21 protein-coding genes are annotated in these 24,908 nt (G+C 61.7%); 10 read left to right on the top strand and 11 right to left on the bottom strand.

Annotation, left to right across the window (positions count from 1 at the left end; genetic code table 11):
* Window positions 1-10: 10 nt before the first annotated feature.
* The 9 genes from tcuB to NZ453_RS13940 form a co-directional block, all read right to left on the bottom strand.
* Window positions 11-1,135 carry a tricarballylate utilization 4Fe-4S protein TcuB gene (gene tcuB / locus NZ453_RS13975; RefSeq protein ID WP_263771275.1) on the bottom strand — a complete coding sequence of 375 codons (1,125 nt, stop codon included), beginning with the start codon at window positions 1,133-1,135 and terminating at the stop codon, window positions 11-13.
* Window positions 1,128-2,540, bottom strand: coding sequence for an FAD-dependent tricarballylate dehydrogenase TcuA (gene tcuA, locus NZ453_RS13970; protein ID WP_263771274.1), 1,413 nt, complete (start codon window positions 2,538-2,540; stop codon window positions 1,128-1,130). The genes tcuB and tcuA overlap by 8 nt, the downstream gene beginning before the upstream one ends.
* Before the next feature lie 78 nt (window positions 2,541-2,618).
* Complete coding sequence (locus tag NZ453_RS13965) at window positions 2,619-3,545, bottom strand: LysR family transcriptional regulator (protein WP_263771273.1); 927 nt, start codon at window positions 3,543-3,545, stop codon at window positions 2,619-2,621.
* A 73-nt stretch (window positions 3,546-3,618) separates the two neighbouring features.
* Window positions 3,619-4,194 carry a metal-dependent hydrolase gene (locus tag NZ453_RS13960; RefSeq protein WP_263771271.1) on the bottom strand — a complete coding sequence of 192 codons (576 nt, stop codon included), beginning with the start codon at window positions 4,192-4,194 and terminating at the stop codon, window positions 3,619-3,621.
* Window positions 4,195-4,300: 106 nt separating this feature from the next.
* A complete protein-coding gene (locus tag NZ453_RS13955; RefSeq protein WP_263771270.1) occupies window positions 4,301-5,047 on the bottom strand; it encodes an SAM-dependent methyltransferase in 747 nt (248 codons plus the stop codon).
* Between the two features lie 103 nt (window positions 5,048-5,150).
* On the bottom strand, window positions 5,151-5,588 hold the full coding sequence (gene yidD, locus NZ453_RS22215) for a membrane protein insertion efficiency factor YidD (RefSeq protein WP_420851662.1): 438 nt from the start codon (window positions 5,586-5,588) through the stop codon (window positions 5,151-5,153).
* 96 nt (window positions 5,589-5,684) lie between these two features.
* Complete coding sequence (locus NZ453_RS13950) at window positions 5,685-6,563, bottom strand: DUF817 domain-containing protein (RefSeq protein WP_263771269.1); 879 nt, start codon at window positions 6,561-6,563, stop codon at window positions 5,685-5,687.
* Window positions 6,564-6,585: 22 nt separating this feature from the next.
* On the bottom strand, window positions 6,586-7,179 hold the full coding sequence (locus NZ453_RS13945) for a hypothetical protein (RefSeq protein ID WP_263771268.1): 594 nt from the start codon (window positions 7,177-7,179) through the stop codon (window positions 6,586-6,588).
* Window positions 7,180-8,168: 989 nt separating this feature from the next.
* Window positions 8,169-8,552, bottom strand: coding sequence for a nuclear transport factor 2 family protein (locus NZ453_RS13940; RefSeq protein ID WP_263771267.1), 384 nt, complete (start codon window positions 8,550-8,552; stop codon window positions 8,169-8,171).
* Between the two features lie 1,044 nt (window positions 8,553-9,596).
* Here NZ453_RS13940 and NZ453_RS13935 point away from each other — a divergent pair.
* The 10 genes from NZ453_RS13935 (at window position 9,597) to NZ453_RS13890 (ending at window position 21,605) form a co-directional block, all read left to right on the top strand.
* Window positions 9,597-10,490 (top strand): MurR/RpiR family transcriptional regulator, encoded by an 894-nt coding sequence (locus NZ453_RS13935; RefSeq protein WP_263771265.1) that lies wholly within the window; start codon window positions 9,597-9,599, stop codon window positions 10,488-10,490.
* A complete protein-coding gene (locus NZ453_RS13930; RefSeq protein WP_263771263.1) occupies window positions 10,487-11,446 on the top strand; it encodes an isoaspartyl peptidase/L-asparaginase family protein in 960 nt (319 codons plus the stop codon). Before NZ453_RS13935 ends, NZ453_RS13930 begins: the two co-directional genes overlap by 4 nt.
* 14 nt (window positions 11,447-11,460) lie before the next feature.
* Window positions 11,461-13,353, top strand: a complete 1,893-nt coding sequence (locus NZ453_RS13925) for a dipeptide ABC transporter ATP-binding protein (RefSeq protein ID WP_263771262.1) — start codon at window positions 11,461-11,463, stop codon at window positions 13,351-13,353.
* A gap of 41 nt (window positions 13,354-13,394) precedes the next feature.
* Window positions 13,395-14,948 (top strand): glutathione ABC transporter substrate-binding protein GsiB, encoded by a 1,554-nt coding sequence (gsiB, locus tag NZ453_RS13920; protein WP_263771261.1) that lies wholly within the window; start codon window positions 13,395-13,397, stop codon window positions 14,946-14,948.
* A 204-nt stretch (window positions 14,949-15,152) separates the two neighbouring features.
* The gene (gene gsiC, locus NZ453_RS13915; protein ID WP_263771260.1) at window positions 15,153-16,073 is read left to right on the top strand and encodes a glutathione ABC transporter permease GsiC; all 921 of its coding nucleotides are present in this window, start codon (window positions 15,153-15,155) and stop codon (window positions 16,071-16,073) included.
* A 14-nt stretch (window positions 16,074-16,087) separates the two neighbouring features.
* Window positions 16,088-16,987 (top strand): glutathione ABC transporter permease GsiD, encoded by a 900-nt coding sequence (gsiD, locus tag NZ453_RS13910; protein ID WP_263771259.1) that lies wholly within the window; start codon window positions 16,088-16,090, stop codon window positions 16,985-16,987.
* Complete coding sequence (locus NZ453_RS13905) at window positions 16,984-18,033, top strand: DmpA family aminopeptidase (protein WP_263771258.1); 1,050 nt, start codon at window positions 16,984-16,986, stop codon at window positions 18,031-18,033. The genes gsiD and NZ453_RS13905 overlap by 4 nt, the downstream gene beginning before the upstream one ends.
* Before the next feature lie 11 nt (window positions 18,034-18,044).
* A complete protein-coding gene (locus tag NZ453_RS13900) occupies window positions 18,045-18,863 on the top strand; it encodes a M55 family metallopeptidase (RefSeq protein ID WP_263771257.1) in 819 nt (272 codons plus the stop codon).
* A gap of 243 nt (window positions 18,864-19,106) precedes the next feature.
* Window positions 19,107-20,744, top strand: coding sequence for a methyl-accepting chemotaxis protein (locus NZ453_RS13895; protein WP_275983201.1), 1,638 nt, complete (start codon window positions 19,107-19,109; stop codon window positions 20,742-20,744).
* Between the two features lie 87 nt (window positions 20,745-20,831).
* Window positions 20,832-21,605: a hypothetical protein gene (locus tag NZ453_RS13890; RefSeq protein WP_263771256.1), complete on the top strand. Its 774-nt coding sequence runs from the start codon at window positions 20,832-20,834 to the stop codon at window positions 21,603-21,605.
* Here NZ453_RS13890 and NZ453_RS13885 read toward each other — a convergent pair.
* Together NZ453_RS13885 and NZ453_RS13880 are read right to left on the bottom strand one after the other, a co-directional pair.
* Window positions 21,531-22,925, bottom strand: a complete 1,395-nt coding sequence (locus NZ453_RS13885) for a hypothetical protein (RefSeq protein WP_263771255.1) — start codon at window positions 22,923-22,925, stop codon at window positions 21,531-21,533. The genes NZ453_RS13890 and NZ453_RS13885 overlap by 75 nt on opposite strands.
* Complete coding sequence (locus tag NZ453_RS13880) at window positions 22,922-24,847, bottom strand: DNA repair helicase YoaA (RefSeq protein WP_263771254.1); 1,926 nt, start codon at window positions 24,845-24,847, stop codon at window positions 22,922-22,924. Before NZ453_RS13880 ends, NZ453_RS13885 begins: the two co-directional genes overlap by 4 nt.
* Window positions 24,848-24,908: the final 61 nt, after the last annotated feature.

Here is a 24,908-nt window from a genome sequence, read left to right as displayed (position 1 = left end):
ATCCAACAGATCAATCGCCACCCAGTTTCAGCCCGCTGGTCTGACGCTTTTCGATAGCCCACTTGAGGAGCGCGGCGGAGCGGTAGATTCCATGGGCGAACTTGCCGTACGGGAGGGTCAGGAAGAAAGCCATGACGGCGCCAAGGTGCGTAACCAGCAGCACACCCATTGCAGTTGAATCGCGCCACGCCAGCAAGGCCAGCCCGCTGGCGCTGGTCAGCAGCAGCAAGAGCATAAACCCGCGATCGAGCGTGTGTTGCGCCGGGTCGCCGTGGAGCGGATGGCGTCGCAGGTTGCACCAGAGCAGGCCTGCCGGACCGACCATCAGCCCGATTCCACCCGCCGTGCCGAGCAGGACCGGCACGCTGGTCAGCGCGTAAGGCGCATGGATACCGAGAAGATAGTGATAGACCGCGGCCACGAGGGTGGCCGCGAAGCAAAGCAGGAACCCATAGAAAGTGAGATGGTGGAAATTGCGCCGCCACAACGAGAAAGCATCGTCCTCGTTGTTGCAGCCTTCTCCATGGCCACCGTCGAGGTACTTGAGCGTCAGGACGTTGCGCATCGCCTCGCTCGCCGCAGGGGCGCTCGGCGTTCCCGGAGAGACCTCCTGCCAGAAGCGGCTGACCCCGACACCGAGGGCAACTGCGGCGAAGGCGAAAATGGTGCCGAACAGCCACACCAGCGTACCGTGGGGGAAAAACGCAAAGAAGTTGCCCGGCGGATCGACGGGCTGGAAGACGCTTGCTGCGGGCATCAGGGCGAACAGCAGCAGGCTCGCGAGAAGGGCCAGCGCCAGGGTGCCCCAAGCATTCCGATAGCACGCCCCCATGCACGACGGCCATGCGTAATCGGCATACGTCTTTCCGCGCAGCCGAGCCATCGCCTGCGGCACGTTCACCGCGAATTCGTGGGGCGGCGCGTACTGGCAGGCATGCAGGCAGGAGCCGCAGTTATGGCAAAGGTTCGCCAGGTAATGCGCGTCGGCCTTGCCGAATTCGATGCGCCGTGTCATGGCCGGGAAGACGGCGCAGAATCCTTCGCAATAGCGGCAGGCGTTGCAGATTTGCATGACGCGCGCGACTTCCGCCTCACTGTCGGTTGGCGTGTTGGTCCCGATCACGTTGTCACTCATCTGCATATCGGCTCCCTGCGTTTCCCGACCGTGCGGCCTGCGCCGCCTGCATGCCGGCGATGCGTCCGAACGTGGTGCCGATCGACATGCCGATGCCGGCGAGATAACCCTTGCCGAGCACATTGCCGGCCATCATTTCACCGGCGACAAAAAGATTGCAACTCGGTCGTCCGCCAAAGTGCACCGCCGCGTGCTCGTTCACTTTCAGCCCGAGGTAAGTAAAGGTGATGCCCGGGCGCAGTGCGTAGCCGTAGTACGGCGGCGTATCGAGCGGCAGCGCCCAGTGCGTTTTGGCTGGCGTGAGGCCTTCTGTGCGGCAGTCGTCGAGCACCGTATGGTCGAAGCGGCCGAAGCGACAGGCCGCGTTGTAGTCGTTTACGGTGCGCATGAAGCGCGCTTCCTCCAGACCAAGCTTGCGCGCCAGATCGTCCAGCGCATCGGCCCGCACTCCAGGAAAGACAGGGGGCATGAACCGGCCGATGGCTTTCGAGTCGATGATCGCGTAGCCGATCTGCCCCGGCTGGCGGGCGACCAGCCGGCCCCAGATGGCATAGCGCTTAGGCCAGAAATCCTCGCCTTCGTCGTAGAAACGCTCGGCGTTGCGGTTGAGCATGATGCCCAGCGACACGCAGTCGACGCGGGTACAGATACCGCCGTCGTAAAGCGGGGCGCGCGCGTCGATGGCCACACAGTGCGATTGCGACGGGTCGCCGATGGCGTCCGCCCCCGATTCGATCAGGTGCTTGAGCAGAACGCCACGATTGAAACGCGTGCCGCGGATCAGGAAGTTGTCGGCCGGCCATTCGCCGTGTTCATTCTGTCCCCAGGCCTCGCGCAACCACTCGCGGTCAGACTCAAAGCCGCCAGCGGCAACGACGCAAGAGCGCGCCACAATGCGCTCGTCGCCAATGCGCGCGGCGACGAATTCGCCATCACGCAATTCCAGCGCGTTAACCGACGCGTCGTAGCGAATCTCGACGCCGAGGCGGGCCGCGCTGCGGTAGTAGGCATTGACCAACGCCTTACCACCGCCCATGAAGAAAGCGTTGGTGCGCGCGGTGTGCAGCGCGCCGGAGAGCGAGGGCTGGAAATGCACGCCGTGGCGGCGCATCCAGTCGCGGCAGGAAGCGGTACTGCGAATGACCAGCCGGGCCAGTTTTTCGTCGGTCAGCCCGCCGGTTACGCCGAGCAGGTCGCGCCAATACTCGTCTTCCGGGTAAGCCTCGACCAGCACGTCCTGCGGCGCGTCGTGCATGCAGCGCAGGTTGCGCGTGTGCTGCGAATTGCCGCCACGCCATTCGCGCGGAGACGATTCCAGCAGCAACACCGACGCACCCGCCTCGCACGCGGTCAGGGCGGCACACAGGGCGGCATTCCCACCGCCGATCACCAGAACATCGTGCATCGTCACACGCTCCTTCGAATGACGATGACTTTAGGAGGTGCCCCACCTCACCGCCAGCGGGGTTTCCGGAAGAGGTGTTTACGCTTTGTAAAGCGTGGCGCCCGGCCACTTCCCGCCGGCCACCAATGCCCGAGCGACATCGGCGAGCACGACCCGAGCCGCCAGGCCGGCCGGCGACAGTTCATCGTCGGACAGGCTGACCAGCAGATTCGGCCGGCGCACCTGCGCATCGGCGATTTCCAGTGCCACCAAGTCCGGATCGTCGAGGCGTGCCGTGGCGGCGCCCGGCTGAATCGTCGCGCCGAGGCCGGCGCGCACGGCGTCCATCAACATCGCCAGTCCGTCGATTTCCAGGACAACGTTCAGGACCGTTCCGGCACGAATTGCCGCCGCCTCGATCAGCGCGCGCAGGCCGTGTTGATCGCTGGGAAGAATCAACGGGAGACCGGCAATCTGCCCAAAACTCAGCGCGCCTTTATCGGGAAGAGCGAGCACACCCCGCCGGCCGATGACGAACAGCCGCTCTTCGAGCAGGGGCATCACGCTCCAGCGCTGTGCGCGTTCCGCCTGGAAGAGTACCGCCAGGTCGAGCTGGCGCATGCCAATCATCGACGCCAGGTTGCCGGACAGCGCCTCGACAAGGCGCACGCCGATGTCCGGATAACGTTCGCGCATGGCCAGCAGAAACGGCAAGCCGAGAACGGCGCCGGTGCTTGGCGCCATGCCCACGCTGACCTGACCGGCAAGACGCGCGTGCAGTGCCGCGGCTTTCGCCGCCTCGACATGGCGGATGGCGAGTTGAGCCTGCGGCCAGAAGGCCAACCCCGCTTCGGTCGGCACCACGCCGGTGGAGGTACGCTGCAGCAGGCGCGTCGCCAGCTCGCTTTCCAGCCGGCTGATCTGCTGGCTCAGTGCCGAGGTACCCACGCCGAGCTCCTGTGCCGCCCGGCCCATGCTGCCGAGCTCCACGACGCGGATGAAATAGTGCAGTTGCCTGAGCTCCATCGTTCTTCTCTCCCTGGCCGAATCACCCTGATCGTACAGCGTCATACGCTCAGTGGACTTAAAGGGACTAACGCTAAGGTCCGGGATTCGCCTTGGTGGCAGACGTCCGGGCAAGAGATGCTGAGGCACGGTAACGCCGATAGGCCAACAAGGCGCACGCAACGCCAAAGCATGGAAGCCAGACCCAGACCAGCTCGGACCAGAGAACCGCCACCCCTCTTAGCGACAGAAAACGCGATAGACGGAGCGGCGCAACTTCAATGGGCTGGAATGGCGCGAAGTAGCGCTCGGCAGAAAACGGCCACAGAAACGCAATGCCGAGGCCGCCGTTGGTCAAGGCATCGAGCACCCCATGAGATGCTGCCGCGAAAAGCAGAAACCAGAACGAACGCCCGCGCGTCGACCGCAGCAATGGAGCCAAGGCAACACCCACCAAAGCCACCGCAAGTGCGAACAAAAGGGAATGGCTGAACCCGCGATGGCCGAATTCGGCGGCGTAGGGCACACCCCAGCGAAAAGCGAGGACGTCCAGGTCCGGCAATATCGAGGCGACGACTCCCGCGGCGATCAGGCGCGCAGGCAATTTATCCCGCCCAAGGCCGCACGCCATGGCGAGAGGAATGGCCGGATGCGTCAGAAGCGTCGGCATTGGCTCTAGCGCCCGGATTGCTCCGCGCAACGGAGCCGCGTCGGCTTGCTCGCATTGTCACGCATGGTTCGGCCCATTTTCTCTGCGTTGCCCTGCCAATTCTTCATCACCGCGGCATCAGCGCGAATACGCCCCAGCCCAGGTACTCGCGCGTATAGGTGGCGTAACGTACGGGTTCCGAAGTCAGTTGCGCCCTAACCTCTGCCGCCAGCTCATCGTGGGGATTAGCTTCGAGCCAGCGACGCATGGTTAGCCATTTGGCGGCCTCGTATCTATCCCAACCCTCTTGGTCCGCCAGAACCATTTCAACCACGTCGTAGCCGAGGCGGCCGAACGACGCCAGGAGTTCCGGAAGCATGAGAAAGTCGGAAATCGAGGTGGCCAAGCAGCCCTTGGCCACCTCTTCCGTCGACGGCCGTTGCCGCCAGTACGGCTCGCCGACGAGGATGATCCCGCCCGTGCGCAGGCTCCGCGCCAGAAGCTCGATGGTGCCGGCCACGCCACCGCCAATCCAGGTCGCGCCAACGCAAGCGGCCACATCGACCTTTTCGTCGACGACATAACCGGCCGCGTCGGCATGAACGAAGGTGACTTGATCGGCGACGCCGAGTTCTTTCGCGCGTAGTCTCGCCTGCTCGGAGAATAACCGGCTCATATCGACGCCCGTGCCGATCACGCCGTGCTCGCGCGCCCAGGTGCAGAGCATCTCCCCCGATCCGCTGCCGAGATCGAGGATACGGGCCCCCTTCTTCATGCGCAGCGCCATACCGAGTGTGGCAAATTTTTCGGGGGTAAACGGGTTATGAACCCGGTGAGCGCTTTCGGTGATGTTGAAAATACGTGGGATATCCAAAGTGGAAATTCTCCTGATGGGTGTGAATGGAATTGTTCGCTAAGGCACGCTCGGCCCTGCGGTTCTTCGCGCCGCCCTCCCAAAATGGGTTGGGCGCTTGGTCTCAAGCATGGCCGCCCTTCCTGCCTCCGACGTTCGGCGGGATATGCACGTACTGTTCTCCCTCTTGATTCCCCTTGTGTCGACTGGGCCAGTCACAACTTCCGAAATCGCAACAGTTCGCAAAGTCGCTCAACGATAAGCAACCGTCAAGGCTAGGAATATCACAGGGAAAATCGCAACCGACATCGCAGAAACCTTGCTGCGAACGAAAGCCGCGAGGATGCTGCTTGGAGAACCGCCTGTGGGCAACGCCGCACAAGTAGGTGCGACGTTTAAGAATAGCGAGGCCCGTTAGTACGCCATATCTGCGCACTGCTCTAAAGCCTAAGACGGAGCAGCTCTTACGTCCCGTATGTACGCGATATGCGCAGCAAAACCCTTTGTGGGGAGAGACGTACCGTTGGTATCCAGCTATCACGGATAGCACGACTCGACGCATGGGTGTTAAGCGTTCCAACGTTCAATTTTGCCGGCCGCCGGAGCGCGCAGCTCGGAGGGTACCCGCAAGCTCAGCTTGCGGGGGGGCCGGCTGACCTCACGCGGGCACATGGATTCGTTCTCTAATATGTTTCAGGTTGGCAACAATAGTGAAGGTCATGACGATGAGGAGCGACCAAGAACTCCATTTGCCAACGTGGACGGCGGACCAAGCACCAAGTTGATTTGGATACTTCCAAATGCTGAAAAACGTGCTGATGTTCTCAGCGAGCCAGATGAAAAGCCCGATGAGTACAAACGAGAGTAGCAACGGCATCTTTCGGTCACGGTCCAAGGGGCGAAAGATCACGGTAGCTCTGGCATATAAACCGAGAGCACAGGCCGCGATGTACCAGCGGTAGTCGCCAATATAGTGATGGGTGAAGAAGTTGGCATAGATGAGCAGTGCCATTACACCAGCCATCCAGTAGGGCGGGTGGTGGACGACGCGGAGTTCAAACAGCCGCCATGCTTGGATGATGTAGCTGCCGACAGCGGCATACATGAAACCCGAGAAGAGGGGCACGCCAAAGAGTTTGGTGTAAGCGAAATCGGGGTAGGCCCAAGACCTGATGCCACTTGAGGTCTTGAACACTTCAAGAGCGAAGCCGATGATGTGGAAGAGCGTAATCGCCTTAAGTTCATCGAGGGTTTCGAGTTTTGCCAAGATCATCCAAGCCTGAATGACAAAGGCAAAGATGAGTAGAAGATCGTAGCGAGGTATGTTCCATATGCCATCACGTGGCACCGTAAAGACGGCGGCGAAGAACAAACCAACGAACAAACACGCACGAGCTTCCTTGATTCCGAAATAGAGGAACTCGACAACAAAGCGCAACGAGCCAGTGAGGTGAGGCCTTTCAATCTGCCTGAGCAAGTGGTCATCAAGCACGCTCAAGCGCAACAGCGACATTCTGGCAAGAAGCTGGGCGGCCATATCGTGGACGGCAAATAGATGGCTAACGTTGGAGGTAAGGGGCTGGCCGGCAGCCGGTAAAGCCCGCTGTTGGCCTGTCCCGCTTGACCGAAAGGTTAGGTGGCTTCTTCTCCAGATAAGACGCCTTCGCATCATTTAGCGCCAATCGATAAGCTGAGACCAGATTACGGGGAAGTCCTTCGAGATAATTGTCCGGATCCTCTTGTGTGCGTAAATAGCGAAATAGAAACTTCGTGCTCTCAATTGCGATGTCGAGCTGCGGGTACTTTGCTTGCGAGTCGTCCAAGTGGGCGACAAACTTATCGCGGTATGTGCGGATACCCGCGCAATAGGCGTCAAAATCTCCTGTCGTCACTCCAAGATGAGCAAACAAGTCTGTTTCGAATCCTTTCGGGTCGGTTAGGACATTCGTGTAACAGTGAAAGCCACGACGATCAGCAAAGAGCTTGCACCATTCAAGTACCGCTATGTCCATAAAGTTGCTGTTTACCCGCCGCCAGAAGTCTTCCTCCCGTCTGAGCTTCTTGCCGCTCCAACCGGCCCGGTACGCCGCGAGATTTGCGATAGCGTGACAGCAGAGGATCGCCGTCCATCTCAATCGTTTGCGAGTCACCATCGGAGGCACCTAACGTAGAAGTGAGCAGTCTGCGCGGCTTTTCGCGCAGATCCGCTTGACTGCCGGGTTAGCGCTTTTGCGTGAACACCGACTGAACCAGAAGTACCCGAACAGCGCTCTCGAAAGAAAACGGTGACCAAGCCGTTGGTCATGATGGCGCTCATTCTCATTGTTTGGCACCCGTTTTCTTAGAGGAGGGGCCGTCAGCGATCATCGCAGCAACTAGTAGCGGCCATGCAATTAGTAGGATGAGTCCATAAGGGATACCGCTTGGAACTCCTATCACGAACAGAAACAACACACCGCCAGCAGTCCAAAGAAACGACAGTGCGTAGAGCCAGACAACTGTTCTTGGCTGAAGCTTTCCCTGCAAGAAAAACTGGAATAGCCTGATTGCAGGAAACCAAGCAGGGAGCAAGGGGAGTGCAACAATGAGAAATGTAGATACTGTCATGATGTGTTGCTATGCGAGCGCTAACGTTTGACGTGAGGGGCGGCCGGAGCCGCGAAGCGGCGGAATGGCTAGAGCGCATTTCACGCACCATTGGCTTTCTGCCGCCGTCGGAAAGCCAATAGGATGCCAATCGCGCAACCGAGCAGACTGACGAGAACATTACCGTATGCTGAGCCAATATAGATTGAGCCCTGCTCAGTTACCAACGCTGGCCCAATATATGGATCGGAAACGAGATCGTATGTCCCGTAGGCCAGTGCGAGGCAAACGCCGCTAAGCAAGAAAACGAACCAGCGTTTGCGTACCCAGCCGGCCAGAAGGGCAAAAGTACACGAGGCGAGAGGTGCCAACCAAAGCTCCGTGACAGAGGTCGCTTTGTCTGAAACCTCCGCCAGCGCGAGGCCAGAACTCAGCAAAAGAACCGCAGCCGTGAGTAAGTGGCGGAGCATTCTCTGTGCGCACTAACGTCTGAACTCACCGGCCTGCGCGGCTTTTCGTGCAGGTCCGGTGGAATGATTGGTTGGGCCGCACATTGCTATGGAGCTTGCACGACGGTAGCCTGCCCAGCAACGATTTGCCAAGCATTGTTCCGGGATAGTTGCCACACGCGGGAGAACCGAATGTCATCGTGAAATGGCGAACCGTCAAAAACGCCCGACAAGTGTGCGCGAACGGAAACGTAGGCTACGCGGTCAAGAACCAACACTTTCCGTTCTGATGGCTCAATTTTCTCGAACTTCAACACACCAGAACGATGAATCTCCAGATCGTCTTGTTTGGAAATCACCAAGCCGAAATGAGTGGTAAAGATAAGGCTCGGTGAGATCAAGGCATCAAGTGACTCGACATCAGATGCAAGCATGGCAAGCCTAAGCTGTTCCTCTGCTGCCTCAATTTGGCTTTCGACACCTTCAAGCATTGAAAAGACTCCATGGGTGAGGTTGTGCGGCCCAACGTAGGAGTGAGGGGCGCCGCGCAAGGCGGGCTGAGTCGAAGAACGGCTGCTTTTTCGGTCCCCTCGACTGCCTGGTTAGCGAGAATCTTCGAGGGAAGCATGTTTTTTCCTGCTCTTGATTCTTGAAGAAAGAAAATCACCTATTACAGCTCCGAGGGCGGAAATTCCAGCATAAGGAATTGCTGCCATTAGGAAGATGCCGATGAACCAAACTGGTTCTCGGATGGCTCCGACCGATACGAATAGGCTGACACACAACGTAGGCAACAAAACGCCCCAAAGGAAACTGCCTGTGATGACAGTGATTCCAGTGCTCATGACGAACGCGGCAATCATTACGAAGTACGCTTTATCCACTGTGGATGCTCGCTAACGTAAAGTAGCCGTCCTAAAAGACGGGGAGTTTTGCGTCATGACGGAAAGCTCACCGTCTTTTAGGCCGTATAGAACAGCTTCTCGCCGACGACTATTTTGCATTCGGGTTGTTACCTTTTCCGATCCACCCCTGAGACCACGGGCAACCATACCGCATCGTCCAACGCATACGCGGCCACGAGGTGCGTCTGTTCAATTGATCGGAATCCCTAGAAGGCAGCTTGCTCTTTTTCTTCCTGGTCGGTCGTGGGTCGTAGCCCAAGATGATCAGAAGCATACGCCGCAGCAAACGGAGCGTGAACGGTTACCGGCCCAAATCCATGTCACTGGCGTAGGCCTGTGTCGCAAAAACAGAACAAGTGACTTGAGGACGGCACCGCCGTTTTCTGGCGCGGTGTGCAAAGAAATCTTGCGCTCCGTTTTTCATTCGCACCAAAAGCGTGCCGGAATATGACAACACGCACCAATTACGTTCGCATTTTTACGAACAGCACAGCTAGTCCGCATTGAAATATCCTTTTATTTCAATTTCATACAAGGAAAACTCGCGGCAGATCGCTCTGTAAAATTTTTTCTTTACTTCAAAGTTTCATGTAACTATTATTTCAGCACCGTTTCTCGCCCCATCGCTATATGCCTCGCAAATCCCTGCAACAGCAAGCTACCGGCAATATCAAGGAACGCATTGCGAAGGCAATGGCGGACTTGACCCCGTCTCATCGTGCGATGGCGGACTACGTGCTGGCGAACTCATTTCGGGCGGCGACGATGACGATCGACGAGTTGGCGAAAGCCACAGGCGTATCGGTGGCCACGGCCAACCGGTTCGCCCACACCCTCGGGTTCGACGGCTACCCCGCTTTCCGCGCCGAGCTCGTGCGCGGCTTCGAGAGCGCGCTGGCTCCGGTGGAGAAGATGCGCAACGAGCTGTCGCGCAAGTCGACCTGCGCCGAAGTGATGGCAGCGGCGATTACCGACAATATTACGAACCTCGAAACGATCCGCGAGAGTCTGCCGCCGGCGTTGTGCGAGCAGATCGTAACGTCGATCCTCGGCGCACGCCGTGTGTTGATCGCCGGCTTCGGTACCAGTGGCTACCTGGCCGGGATGCTGGCGCACGGACTGGAGCTTTACTGCCCGAACGTGCACTCGCTGGCGGGCATCGGCGGCCCGGCACACGGGGCGCGCACCATGTTCAAGCTGCTGCCGCAGGACGTGGTGATCGTCATCTCGTTTCCGCGCTATGTGAGAGACAGCATGGTGATCGCGCGCAAGGCGAAGGAGCGCGGCGCGCGCATCGTCGCACTCACCGATTCGCCGACCTCGCCGTTGGCGCCGCTGGGCGACCTCACGCTGTATTTGCAGACGCCGAGCCGTTTCAACGCCACGTCCGATTCGACCGTCCATGCGGTGATCGAGGCCCTGTGCGCCGCCGTGGCGCGCCATGCCAAGAACTCCGTGAAAACCGCCGCAGCCATGACCGAGTTCGTACTCCCGTGGCTGCATCGTGAAGGCAAGACCGAATGAAACCCGTAATCGCCATCCACGGCGGCGCAGGCACGATCACGCGCGCCGCGCTCAACGCCGACCAGGAACAGGATTATCTCGACGCCCTCGACTATGTCCTGCTCGGCGGACAGTCGATCCTCGAAAAAGGCGGCAGCGCGCTCGACGCGGTGACCGAAGCCGTCCTCCGCCTTGAAGACTGTCCGCTTTTCAACGCCGGCAAGGGCGCCGTATTCACCCACGCCGGCACGCATGAACTCGACGCGTCGATCATGGATGGCCGCACGCTCGCGGCCGGCGCCGTGGCCTGCGTGAAATCGCTGCGTAATCCAATTCGCGCCGCGCGCGCCGTCATGGAAAACGGTCGGCACGTGCTGCTGGTCGGCGAAGGCGCGGAGGCTTTTGCGCGCCAGGCCGAGCTGGAGACGGTACCGAGCGACTACTACTTCACCGTCGCCCGCCACGACCAATGGCTGCGTGCTCTGGCTGACGGCGCTTCCAATCTGCTCGATCACGACGCCCAGTCGCGCATGACGGAGACGGCGCCGATTGACCCGGATACCAAGATGGGCACCGTCGGCGCCGTGGCGCTCGACGCACAAGGCAACCTCGCCGCCGCCACGTCGACGGGCGGCGTCACCGACAAGCGGGTCGGCCGCGTGGGCGACAGCCCGCTGATCGGCGCCGGGTGCTATGCAAACAACCGCACGGCAGCCGTCTCGTGCACGGGCTCCGGTGAAATGTTCATCCGCATGCTGGCTGCGTACGACGTCAGCGCGATGATGGAGTATCGCGGCCTGTCGCTCGACGAAGCTTGCCGCGCAGTGGTGATGGATAAGCTGCCGACAATCGAGGGACGCGGCGGTCTAATCGCCGTCGATGCCCAGGGCAACGTCAGGCTGACCTTCAACACCGAGGGCATGTACCGCGGTCACGCCTATGCCGGCGGCCCGCGCCAGACCGCCATCTACCGATGACTACCGAGCCCGCCGTGAACGTACCGAACACCTCCTCCCCCGCCCGCGACACCGCCGAACTCCCGGCGCAGCGGGTGACCCAAGTCAGCAACCTGACCGTCTCGTTCGCCACCAGCGAGCGCACCGTGGTCGCCGTCAATAACCTTTCGTTCCACGTCGATCGCGGCGAGACGCTGGCCATCGTCGGCGAATCGGGCTCCGGCAAATCGGTGACTTCGTTGTCGCTCATGCGCCTCGTCGAACACGGCGGCGGCAAGATCACGCAGGGGAGCCTGATGCTGCGCCGCAACAGCGGCCAGATTCTCGACCTCGCGAAGGCCGACGGGCACACGCTTCGTGGCATTCGCGGTGCAGACATCGCGATGATCTTCCAGGAGCCGATGACCTCGCTGAACCCCGTGTTCACGATCGGCGACCAGATATCGGAATCGATCCGCCTGCACCAGGGCAAGGACCGCACCGCGGCGCTCGCGGAAGCCCTGCGCATGCTGGAACTCGTGCGCATTCCGGAAGCGCGCCAAGTCCTGCAGCGCCACCCGCACCAACTCTCCGGCGGCATGCGCCAGCGCGCGATGATCGCCATGGCGCTCGCCTGCCGCCCCGCCCTGCTGATTGCCGACGAACCGACGACGGCACTCGACGTGACGATCCAGGCGCAGATCCTGCAACTCATCCGCACGCTGCAAGAAGAAATGCATATGGGCGTGATGTTCATCACGCACGACATGGGCGTCGTCGCCGAAGTGGCCGACCGGGTACTCGTGATGTACCGCGGCGAGAAAGTCGAGGAAGGCGAAACGGGCGCCATCTTCCACGCGCCGCAGCATCGCTATACGCAAGCCCTGCTCTCCGCCGTGCCGAAGCTCGGGACGATGCAGGGGCACGACTACCCGGCAAAGTTCCCGCTCCTGCAAATGGACAGCGACACACGCGGCCAAGCCCTCGAACCGCAAAAGACGGTCAAGGAAGAGGCTGGGCCGGTGCTGCGCGTCAAGGATCTCATCACTCGCTTCCCGGTGCGCAGCGGCCTGTTCGGCAAGGTGACGAAGCAGGTGCACGCCGTCGAAAAGGTGAGCTTCGACCTCTACCCCGGCGAAACGTTGGCCCTAGTCGGCGAATCGGGCTGCGGCAAATCGACCACCGGCCGCTCGCTACTGCGCCTCGTCGAAACGCAGAGCGGCACGATCGAATTCGCCGGGCAACGCATCGACACGCTGGCAGGCCCTGCCTTGCAACGCCTGCGCCGTGACATCCAGTTCATCTTCCAGGACCCGTTTGCCTCGCTCGATCCGCGTGTCACCGTCGGTTTCTCGATCATGGAGCCGTTGCTGGTCCACAAGATGGCCACGGGCAAGGAGGCCCAGGAACGCGTCGACTGGCTGCTGGAAAAAGTCGGCCTGCCGCCCGAATTTGCTCAACGCTATCCGCATGAATTCTCCGGTGGACAGCGGCAGCGCATCGCCATCGCCCGCGCGCTGGCTTCGAATCCCAAGGTGGTGATCGCCGACGAATCGGTGTCGGCGCTCGACGTTTCGATACAGGCGCAGATCGTAAATCTGCTGCTCGACCTGCAGAAGGAGTTCGGCCTCGCTTTCCTGTTCATCTCGCACGACATGGCCGTCGTCGAGCGCGTAAGCCACCGCGTGGCGGTCATGTATCTCGGCCAGATCGTCGAGATCGGCCCGCGCCGGGCCATCTTCGAGAACCCGCAGCATCCCTACACGAAGAAGCTGATGGACGCCGTGCCGGTGGCCGATCCAAACCGCCGCAACCGTCATCGGCCGCTGCTTTCCGACGAGATACCCAGCCCCGTACGGGCGCTGGGCGACGAACCCTTGCTCGCCCCGTTGCAGGAAGTCGGGCCTGGGCATTTTGTGGCGCGCCATGCCGTCTCTGGCGCTTTTTAAGTGCATCCCCGCCCTCACGGGCTTTTGAAAGGACGTTTTCGATGAAGTCTTCCACCCGTCTGCTGAGCTTCCGGCACCTGCTGATCGCAGGCTCGCTGGCGGCCGCTTCCCTGAGCACACCAGCGTTCGCTGCCAAGGACGTGGTGCTCGCCGTCAACTCTACCTTCACGACACTCGACCCGTACGATGCCAATGACACGCTGTCCATGGCGGTGACGAAGTCGTTCTACCAGGGCCTGTTCGGCTTCGACAAGGATCTGAAGCTCGTGAACGTTCTGGCCGACAGTTACCAGGTAAGCAAGGACGGCCTCACCTACACGATCAAGCTGAAGTCGGGCATCAAGTTCCATGACGGTACGGATTTCAACGCGGCGGCGGTCAAGGCCAACTTCGACCGCGTGACCAACCCGGACAACAAGCTCAAGCGCTACACGCTGTACAACCGCATCGCGAAGACCGACGTGGTTGACGCGCACACCGTGAAGTTCACGCTCAAGGAGCCGTTCTCGCCGTTCATCAACGTGCTGGCCCACCCATCGGGCGTGATCATCTCCCCGGCCGCGCTGCAGAAGTACGGCAAGGACATCGCCTTCAACCCGGTCGGGACCGGACCGTTCGTGTTCCAGGAGTGGAAGCAGACCGACTACCTGAAGGTGAAGAAATTCGACGGCTACTGGAAGAAGGGCCTGCCGAAGGTCGACACCCTGACCTGGAAGCCGGTCGTCGATAACAACACCCGCGCCACCGTTCTGCAGACCGGCGAAGCCTCCTTCGCCTACACGCTGCCGCCGGAACAGGCCGAGCAGCTCAAGCAGAGCCCGAAGGTGGACGTCGTCACCAGCCCGTCGATCATCGCGCGCTACCTGTCGATGAACACCAAGCAGAAGCCGTTCGATAACGTCAAGGTACGCCAGGCAGTCAACTACGCGATCAACAAGGAAGCGTTGGCCAAGGTGGCGTTCGCCGGCTACGCCGTACCAGCGGAAGGTGTCGTGCCCGCAGGCGTCGAATACGCCGAGAAGTTCGGCGCCTGGCCCTACGATCCGGCCAAGGCCAAGCAGCTCCTGGCCGAAGCGGGCTACCCGAACGGCTTCGAGACGATCCTGTGGTCGGCGTACAACCACTCGACGGCACAAAAGGTCATCCAGTTCGCCCAGCAGCAATTGGCCCAGGTCGGCATCAAGGTGCAGATCCAGGCGCTCGAAGCCGGGCAACGCGTCGAGAAGGTGGAAAGCCAGCCGAACCCGGATGCCGCCCCGGTGCGCATGTATTACATCGGCTGGTCGTCCTCGACCGGCGAGGCCGACTGGGCATTGCGTCCGCTGCTCGCTTCCGAAGCCTTCCCGCCGAAGCTCCTGAACACGGCGTACTACAAGAACGACCTGGTTGACGGCAACATCGCCAAGGCGTTGAACACGACCGATACCGCCGAGAAGGAAAAGCTCTACAAAGCGGCTCAGAAGCAGATCTGGGAAGACGCTCCCTGGGCCTTCCTGGTCACGGAGAAGCTGCTCTACGCACGGGCGAAGAACCTCTCGGGTATCTACGTCATGCCTGACGGCTCGTTCAACTACGACGATATCGACGTGAAGTAAGTAGCCCGATCCCTCCCCTTGCCAAGGGGAGGGATCGGGTGGGGATGGAAACATCATTGCCCGCAACGCGGCCATCCCCTCCAAACCTTCCCAGCTTCAAGGGAAAAGCAATGTCTCCGGCTTTTGGCCGGAATGATGAATAAGTAAGCCGAGCTCTCCGCTGTACTGTTGTTTTGTGGATAAACGGTTTTTTCCAGGTATGAAATGCTGAATTACGTCCTTAAACGCCTGCTGGGATTGATACCGACGCTGCTCATCGTGGCCGTGCTGGTCTTCCTTTTTGTTCACCTGTTGCCCGGCGATCCGGCACGGCTGGCCGCCGGCCCGGAGGCGGATGAAGCCACCGTGCAGCTGGTGCGCCAAGACCTTGGCCTCGATAAGCCGATGCACGAGCAGTTCGTCACCTACTTCAGCAACGCGTTGCGCGGTGAATTCGGAAAGTCGCTGCGTACAAAACGGCCGGTCAGTGAGGAAATCTCGGTCCGTTTTCTTCCTACCCTGTACCTGACGCTGGCCAGCATGGGCTGGTCGGTTCTCTTCGGCATGGGAATCGGCATCGTCTCCGCCGTGTGGCGGAACCGCTGGCCTGATCGGCTCGGCATGACGCTCGCCGTCTCCGGTATTTCCTTCCCCGCGTTCGCGCTGGGCATGCTCTTCATGCAGGTGTTCTCCGTACAGCTCGGCTGGCTGCCGTCGATCGGTGCCGATTCCTGGAAGCACTACATCCTGCCTTCGCTCACGTTGGGCGCCGCCGTGGCCGCCGTGATGGCGCGCTTCACGCGTGCCTCCTTCGTCGAAATCATGCAGGAGGACTTCGTACGCACCGCCCGCGCCAAGGGCGTCAGCGAACCGGTCGTGGTACTCAAGCACTGCCTGCGCAATGCCATGATTCCCGTCGTGACGATGATGGGCTTGCAGTTCGGTTTCCTGCTCGGCGGCTCAATCGTCGTCGAGGTCGTCTTCAACTGGCCGGGCATGGGACGCCTGCTCGTCGATGCCGTCGACATGCGCGACTACCCGATCATTCAGACCGAAGTCCTGCTCTTCTCGCTCGAATTCATCCTGATAAATCTCGTGGTGGACATCTTGTACGCCGTGATCAACCCGACCATCCACTACAAGTGAGCGCGAGGCCGACGATGACCACACAAACTACCGCCGCCGCTCCTTCCGCCCACGTCGCGGGGGACGTCCGCACGCCCTGGACCGAATTCGTGCGCAAGTTCCGCAAGCAGCACCTGGCGATGGTTGCTGGCTGCTTCGTGATCTTCCTGATGATCGTGGCGATCCTCGCGCCCTGGCTCGTACCTTTCGACGCAGAGAACTTCTTCGATTACGACGCGCTGAACGCCGCACCTTCGCTCAAACACTGGTTTGGCGTCGATTCGCTCGGCCGCGACATTTTCAGCCGCATCCTGATGGGAGCCCGCATTTCGCTCGCATCCGGCATCGCTTCGGTCGCCGTCGGCGCGGTAATCGGCACCACACTCGGCCTGATGGCCGGTTACTACGAGGGCTGGTGGGACCGCGTCACGATGCGCATCTGCGACGTGCTGTTCGCCTTCCCCGGCATCCTGCTGGCGATCGGCGTTGTCGCCATTCTCGGCAACGGCCTCACCAACGTGATCGTCGCCGTGTCGATCTTCAGCATCCCGGCGTTCGCGCGTCTCGTGCGCGGCAACACGCTGGCCTTGAAGCATCTCACCTACATCGAGGCGGTACGCAGCATCGGCGCCTCGGACTTTACGATTCTCGTGCGCCACATCCTGCCGGGAACGATCTCGTCGATCGTCGTCTACTTCTCGATGCGTATCGGCACCTCGATCATCACGGCCGCCAGCCTCTCCTTCCTCGGCCTCGGTGCGCAGCCGCCGACGCCCGAGTGGGGAGCGATGTTGAACGCCGCGCGTGCCGACATGGTGAACGCCCCGCACATCGCGATCTTCCCGAGCATCGCCATCTTCCTCACCGTGCTTGCGTTCAACCTGCTCGGCGACGGGCTGCGCGATGCGCTTGACCCGAAGATCGACCGCAAATGAACGAGCAACCGGCACCGGAAGACACACGGTCCCTGCCGCGCGTCGGGCAACTACCGCCCGGGCCGCGCAATTCGATCAGCGACGTCGGCGACGTGCGCGTGGGGCATCTGACGCTCGCCGAGGGCGCGATTCAGACCGGCGTCACGGTCGTTGCGCCGCACGGCGGAGACCCGTTCATCGACAAGGTTCCCGCCGCTGTCTCAGTGATCAACGGGTTTGGCAAGAGTGTCGGCCTCGTGCAGCTAGAGGAACTCGGCGTGCTCGAAACACCGATCGCGCTAACCAACACGTTCGCCGTCGGCACGGTGGCTCAAGCCCAGATTCGCGCCGCATTGGAAGCACACCCCCGTATCGGCCGCGAGTGGCCGACCGTCAACCCGCTCGTGCTTGAATGCAATGACGGTTACCTGAACGACATACGCGCGCTCGCCGTGTGCGAGGAACACTACGGCATGGCCCTCGCCGCCCGCTCAACGGACGTCGCGCAAGGCAGCGTCGGCGCCGGGCGCGGCATGAGTGCCTTCGACCTCAAGGGCGGCATTGGTACCGCCTCGCGCCGTGCAGGCAAGTTCACCGTCGGCGCGCTCGTGCTCGCCAACTTCGGGCGGCTGCCGATGTTGATTCTCGACGGCGACCCGGTGGGCCGCGTGCTCGCGGCCGCGGAATCGTCGTCCGAACCGGAACAGGGTTCGATCATCATGCTGCTTGCCACCGACGCGCCGCTCGATGCGCGCCAGCTCAGGCGACTGGCGCGTCGCGCCGGTGCCGGACTGGCAAGAACCGGCTCGCACTATGGGCACGGCAGCGGCGACATCGTCGTCGCCTTCTCCACCGCTTACACGATTCCGCAGGCGCCGAGCGCACCGATGCCCTCGCTCGCCATGCTCCACGAATCCCGCCTCGACCCGTTGTTTGCCGCCGCTGCCGAAGCCACCGAACAGGCGATCGTCAACGCCCTGTGGCACGCCGAACCGGTAGGCGGGCGCGACGGAAACAGCCGGCGATCGCTGCGCCAGGCGCTCGCTCAGATTGCCGGAAAAACCTGAAAGGAAACGACATGCGCATCCTGATCTCCACCGACATCGAGGGCGTCGCCGGCGTGGTGAATCCCGAGCAGACACGAGCCGGGAACGGCGAATACGAACGCGCCCGACGCTGGATGACGCAGGAGGCGAACGCCGCCATTGCCGGTGCCTTCGAGGGCGGCGCCCACGAGGTGCTGGTCAACGACTCGCATGGCGACTACCGCAATCTGATCGCCGACGAACTCGACCCGCGCGCACGCTACGTCGTTGGCAAACCGCGTTACCTCGGCATGCTCGGCGGCCTCGAGGTCGGTTGCGATGCCGTAATGCTTGTCGGCTACCACTCTCGCTCGCAGGCACGCGGCGTTCTCGCGCATACGGTGAACAGCCAGGCATTCGCCCGCATCTGGCTGGGCGACCTTGAGCTTGGCGAGGCCGGACTCTACGCGGCGCTGGCAGGCGAACGAGGCGTAGCGGTCATCCTCTGTTCGGGCGACGACGCATTCGCCGAGGAAACCCGGCCGCTGCTCCCCGAAACCGTGTTTGTCGTGACCAAAACGGCAACAGGACGCAACAGCGCGATTTCGCTTTCCCCCGAGGCATCCCGCACGGCGATCCGCAACGGTGCACGCCAGGCGATCGCGACCCAAGAAAAGGCGACGCCCTTCCGCATCGCCGGCCCCATAGCCGTTCGCCTGCGCGCGCAAACGACCGCGCACGCCGACCTATTCGCCCAGTGGCCCACACTGTCGCGCATCGACGACTGCACCGTGGGCTTTGACGTTCCGAGCGTTGAGCATGCCGTGCGCGTCATCAACTGCCTCTCGGCGATGTCATTCATGCTGCGCTGAGCATTCCGGCAGAGGGCCCTAATAGCCCGCCTTCCCCATACCTCGCACGATGCGATACGGTGGCCGACACCCATCGTTTCGCATCCTTAACTCCTCCCTCCGATAGACCTCGTCCTCGCCCTTGGTACGCCCCCATGTGGCCGTTGCTAACGCTCTAGCTCCCGTGTACATTGGCCACGCCTGCATAATTCATACCGGTGACGCCCGGCCAAAGGGCGCGCTTGATCATCGAGGGAAAAGCGAATGGGTCTGATGAACGGTACGTTGCGGACAAAACTGAGAGCACTGACGGCACTGGCCTTGACCGGCATGGTCATCCTCGTTGTCGTCGTCCTGTATGGGCAGCGGGGGCAACTCATTGCCGATCGTCAGGAGAAGGTACGCAACCTGGTGGAAGTCGCGCATGCGACGGTCGGTCTCTACGAAAAGCAGGCGCGCGAGAGCAAGCTAAGCGTCGACGACGCGAAGAAGGCCGCCATCGACGCCGTGAAGGCGATGCGCTACGAGAAGACCGAGTACTTCTGGATCAACGATCTCGGCGCGCGCATCGTGATGCATCCAATCAAGCCTGAGCTCGATGGGCAGGATCTCTCGAACTTCAAGGACAAGAACGGCAAGGCGATCTTCGTTGAGTTCAGCAAGGTGGCGAAGACCTCGGGCGGCGGCTACGTCGACTATGTCTGGCCCAAGCCCGGATTCAAGGAAGAAGTGCCGAAGATTTCCTACGTCAAGGGCTTTGAGCCGTGGGGGTGGGTCATTGGCAGCGGCATCTACATCGACGATGTGGACGCGATGTTCCGTACCAGCGCCCTGAAACTGCTCGCCTGGGTCATCGTCATCGGCGGTGTGATTGGTGTGTGCTTGACGCTGGTCGGTCGACGAGTCGTCCGCGACATCGGGGGCGATCCCCAAGCCGTTTCGGAAATCACGCACCGCATCGCGACCGGCGACCTGACCACGGAAATCGTCTGCGCCCCCGACGATACGCGCAGCGTGCTGGCCGGCATGAAGGAAATGCAGCTCACGCTGCGCCGCATGATCGACGACATCGTGCAGAGTTCGGCGCAACTTGCCGCCGCCTCGGGGCAGCTGCTGAATGCGTCGGAGGAAGTCGCCAAGCGCTCGCGCGCGCAGAGCGAATCCGCGTCGTCGATGGCCGCTGCCGTCGAGGAAATGACCGTCAGTATCGACCAGGTGGCCGACAATGCGCGAGAAGCACACGGCATCTCGTTACAGTCGGACGAACTCTCGGACAAGGGTACGCAGATCATTCAGGGCGCGGCCAGCGAGATGACACGGATTGCGCAAGCCGTTCGCTCGTCGGCGTCCGTCATCGAAGAGCTCGGCCAGCAGTCGAAACAAATCTCCTCGATCGTCAATACGATCCGTGAAATTGCCGACCAGACCAACCTGCTCGCGCTCAATGCAGCGATCGAAGCCGCCCGGGCCGGCGAGCAAGGACGGGGCTTCGCCGTAGTCGCCGACGAGGTGCGCAAGCTGGCCGAGCGTACCAGCCGTTCGACCGCCGAGATCACGGTCATGGTCGAGAAAATCCAGACTGGGACTCGCGACGCGGTGGCGAGCATGGAGGCCGGCGTCACTCAAGCCGGCCGGGGCGTCGAACTGGCAGGCCAGGCTGAGTCCTCGATCAACGAGATCCGAGGCGGCGCACGTCAGGTCGTGAGCGTGGTCGACAACATCTCGGCCTCGATTCGCGAGCAGAGCAGTGCATCGACGAATATTGCCGGCAGCATCGAGCACATCGCCCGCATGTCGGAGGAAAGCGCCAACGCGGTCGAGGAAACCGCCAAAGCGGCGCGCCATTTGCGGACGCTTTCGGAGACCTTGAGCGTTTCAGTCAGCCGATTCAAATTGCATTGACACAGAGCTTCGCGGCATCGCGGAGGCAGCAAGCTGGTACCCGCACCTTGAGTTGACACGATCGTGCGCGGGGCCGAACAATCGCGCATGGACGTCTTCACCCTGAAACTGATCCTGACCCCCACCCTGATCGGAATGGTGAGTTGGGCAGGGCGGCGGTGGGGCTCGTTCATCAGCGGCTGGCTCGTCGGCTTGCCGCTCACCTCCGGGCCTATCGTCCTCTTTCTCGCCCTTACTCACGGTACGACCTTCGCCAGTGCGGCGGCGCTCGGCATTCTCTCCGGGACCTTGTCGCAAGCCATTGTCTGCCTCGTCTACACCCGGCTTTGTGAAACTCACCGTTGGCCGGCCACTTTGGTCATCAGTCTTGGCTTCTTCGCGCTCGCCACCGTCGGCTTCAAGGCTTTTCGTCCGGCCGTGGAATGGCTTTTCCCATTGGTGATAGCCGGCCTGATCGCAATCCTGCGTCTCATGCCGCAGCCAAGAGCCGAAACGACGACGTCCCGCTCGCTGCCCGCGTGGGATATCCCAGCCCGGATGATCGTTGCCACGCTGTTCGTCGTCGGTCTGACCGAGATTTCACAGGCGCTCGGTCCCCACGTTACGGGCCTACTGGCGCCGTTCCCGTTGTACGCGATGATTCTCGCCGTATTCGCCCATCATTTTGAAGGACCGGCTGCCGCCATACGTGTACTGCGCGGCATGTTGCAGGGACTGTTTTCGTTTGCGGTGTTTTTCCTGATCGTCGCTCAATTCATCGAGCGTGCGGGGACGGGGCCGGCTCTGTTATCGGCCGTTGTCGTTGCGTTGGCACTGCAGGTCGCCGCCGTCTGGTTGCGTCGAAAACTGGGCCGCCACTGATCCGCTCTCCCGGTTGCCGCCGCAATTGACGGCAAACACCGCCGCAAAGCCGCCACCGCGCGTGCGGAAATTCGTCGTTTGCCCCTGGTAGAGGCGCGCCGAGACGAGTTGAACAGCGCCGCGATAGACGAAGTTGCGCAGGTCGATCTTCAGATCCTGCTCAACACCGTCCACGAGCAGACGCCGTTCCGAGGGCGGAACCAGGCGTTGCGCCACATAACCGCCGCGGGCGATCTCCGCGAAAACCCGGGTGGTCACCTTGTCGCCGCGGTAGGCCGCTTTGCTGCCGAAGCCGGCCGACGGTTTGAAGAACCAGCGTTTTCGCTCATCCCAGAAGCGCGGCGCATTCTCCGGCGTCACCGTCTCGGTTGCCGGGACGCCTGCGCGCAGCAGACGACGATCGTTTTCGCCAACGCCGATCGACGCCAACCAGCCGTCATCGGAAAGCGCGGCCAGATTGCGTTTATCGGCGTACAGGGCATGCGCGCGTGGGTGCGGTGTAAGCACCACGGCGTCAGCCAGATAGGCGGCACGCAAGGCAGTATTCCCGGGATCGTCGAGCGAGAAATCGGTCAGGCGGTTGTAGACAAGGTCGATCGACTGGCCCGCATGGAGGAGTCGACGACCGTCGAACTGCAGCTGATCTGGGGAGAGCACATAGGCCTCCCAGCCGGCGCTCTCGAACAGCTGTCGGAACAGCTCGAACTCCGGCGCCAGGAATTGTGCGGTCGGCGCTTCGTCGACAATCGCCACACGACGCAAGGGCGCATCGCCGTGCGCGAGGCGCCATTCTGCGCGAAACATGCGTACGAACTCCGCCTCGATCGCGATTTGCTCGGTGGGTAGCATCTCGAGTTGGGCGCAGCATTCGCGTTGCGCGCGCAGCAACTTCACGTTAAGCAACGCGCCGCCGGCGTTGGTGTTGATCTCGATCAGTTGCGGGCCGTCTGCGCCCAGGTGGAAGTCATAGCCGAGGAAAACGCCCGCCGCTGCGGGTACATACTGCGCGCTCTCCGGAGCATAGGCAAAGACGCGTTCCTGCCACGCCGGGAGAGCCACTACACGTTCGATTGCTGCGACGATATCGGCCATCCGCTGCAGATGCGCTTCAGCGACAAAGACGGCGGTATCGGAAAACAGATTCGGGTGCGAAGTCCGCAGCGCCGCATGCGAAATGCCGCCGCCCGAGCCGCTTTCGAGCGCGTGGCGCAACAACTCGTGATCGATCGAATTGCAGACGCAGCCGCGATTGAGCACGGCGGCAGCGGCCCGGCAGTCGAGCGGCAAGGGCGCCAGTGGCACGTGCACCGGTTCGTTCACCGCCCGCCTCCAAAAAAGGCGAGAACTTCGTCAAGCTCACGAGTCCGCTTCATCGGCGGCAGACTGCGCCAAATGCGTTTGCCATAATGCTTGCCGACCAATCGGGGATCGCAAATCATCAGCACGCCGCGATCAGTCTCGTCACGTATGAGCCGCCCGGCTCCTTGCTTGACATTGATTACCGCGCGCGGCAACTGATAGTCCATGAAGGCGTTGCGTCCCTCTGCCTTCATACGCTCGATGCGCGCCGAAAGTACCGGATCGTCGGGAGGTGCAAAGGGCAGCTTGTCGATGACGACGAGTGACAGCGCTTCGCCACGCACATCCACACCTTCCCAGAAACTTTGACTGCCGACGAGAATGGCGTTACCGAGGCGGCGGAAACGTTCGAGCAGCTCGTTCTTGCTTCCCTCCCCCTGCATCAACAGTGGGAAATCGAGGCCAGCGCGTTGCAGATGCTCCTGCAGCAGATCATAGGCGCGCCGCATCGCGCGCAACGAGGTGCATAGAAAGAATGCCCGCCCGCCGCTGGCTTCGACCACCGGAAACGCCGCACGGATCACCGCCTCCGTGTAGGCGAACGTATTCGGATCAGGCAATCCCGTGGGGGCGTACAACACGGCCTGTTGTCCGTAGTCGAAGGGGCTGTCCCAGGCGGCGGATTCGGCATCCGCGAGGCCCATCTCGGCGCAGTAGTGCGCAAAGTCCTTCTGCACGGCAAGCGTTGCCGACGTGAAGATCCAGGCGCGCGGATGGCCGCTCATTTGCTTCTGCATGATGCTCGAAATGTTGAGCGGTGTCGCATTGAGTTGCAGGGAGTGCGTATAGGTCTCGCCCCAGCGCACATAATCCGTGTCGGTCCCGGCCTGCCAGCGACGTAGTAGCGCGGTCAGCTCACCGGCACGGCGCCAGCAATTCTCCAGACCTTCGGAGCGTTGGGCTTGCGTCTCCAGGAGCGCTGCCAGCACGTCGACTTCGCGGATCAGCCCCACGAGGCCGTTGTCGAAGCCCATGCGCTCTTCGAGTTGCGCGAGCGAGAAGCGCCCCGGCTCAACGGGCATCGTCAGCCGCAGGTCTTTGGCCGCCTTCTCGACGACGCCGCAAACCTTCGGCAGGTCCAGACAGTCGCGTGCCGAGGCAAGACCTTCCACGCGTGCGTCGCGCGCAAGGTCGAGCACCTGCGCCGTAGACACGTTGTTGCCGAAGAAGAGGCTCGCCGTCTCCGGCAACTGATGCGCCTCGTCGAAGATCACGGTGTTGCAGGCGGGAAGCAGCTCGGCCGTGCCTTCGTCGCGCAGCATGACATCGGCAAAGAAGAGATGATGATTGACGACCACGAGGTCGGCATCGAGCGCGGCACGGCGCGCGGCCAGGACGAAGCACTCCTTATGATGCGGACAGTCCTGCCCGAGGCAATTCTCGCGCGTCGACGTGACCATTCCCCACACCGGCGAGTTTTCGGCCACCTCGCTGCACTCGGCCTTGTCGCCCGTCTTGGTGATCTTGGCGAAGCGCACGATGCGTGCCGCGTCGGCCGCGTCCTCTCGCGATGCAAAGCGCCCGTCGGACTGCGCGCGCTCCAGATGGTAATGGCATACGTAGTTCGCTCGCCCCTTGAGCAGCGCCACCTGCACGGGCGAACCGAGGACGTCCCGCACCATTGGGATATCCTTGGAGAACAGCTGATCCTGCAGATTCTTCGTTCCCGTCGAGACGATCACCTTGCCGCCGGAGAGCATCGCCGGAACCAGGTAGGCGAACGTCTTCCCAGTGCCCGTTCCCGCTTCGGCGACAAGCACTTTGTTATTCTCAATCGCCGCTGCGATACGTTCGGCCATCTCGAGCTGCTGCGGCCGCAACCGGTAACCGGGGATGCGGCTTGCCAGCAGCCCATTGGGGGAAAAGACGTCAGAAAGCGTCATCGGCAGTCTTCAGCCCCCGCTCACCTTATCGGGTCGGGTAAGCTTTCCTCCCGCCGCACGG

This window comes from Propionivibrio soli (assembly GCF_025770765.1).
In the GTDB taxonomy this organism is placed as follows: domain Bacteria; phylum Pseudomonadota; class Gammaproteobacteria; order Burkholderiales; family Rhodocyclaceae; genus Propionivibrio; species Propionivibrio soli.
Note: the sequence above shows the minus strand (reverse complement) of the source record. Positions and strands in the feature narration are given on the sequence as shown.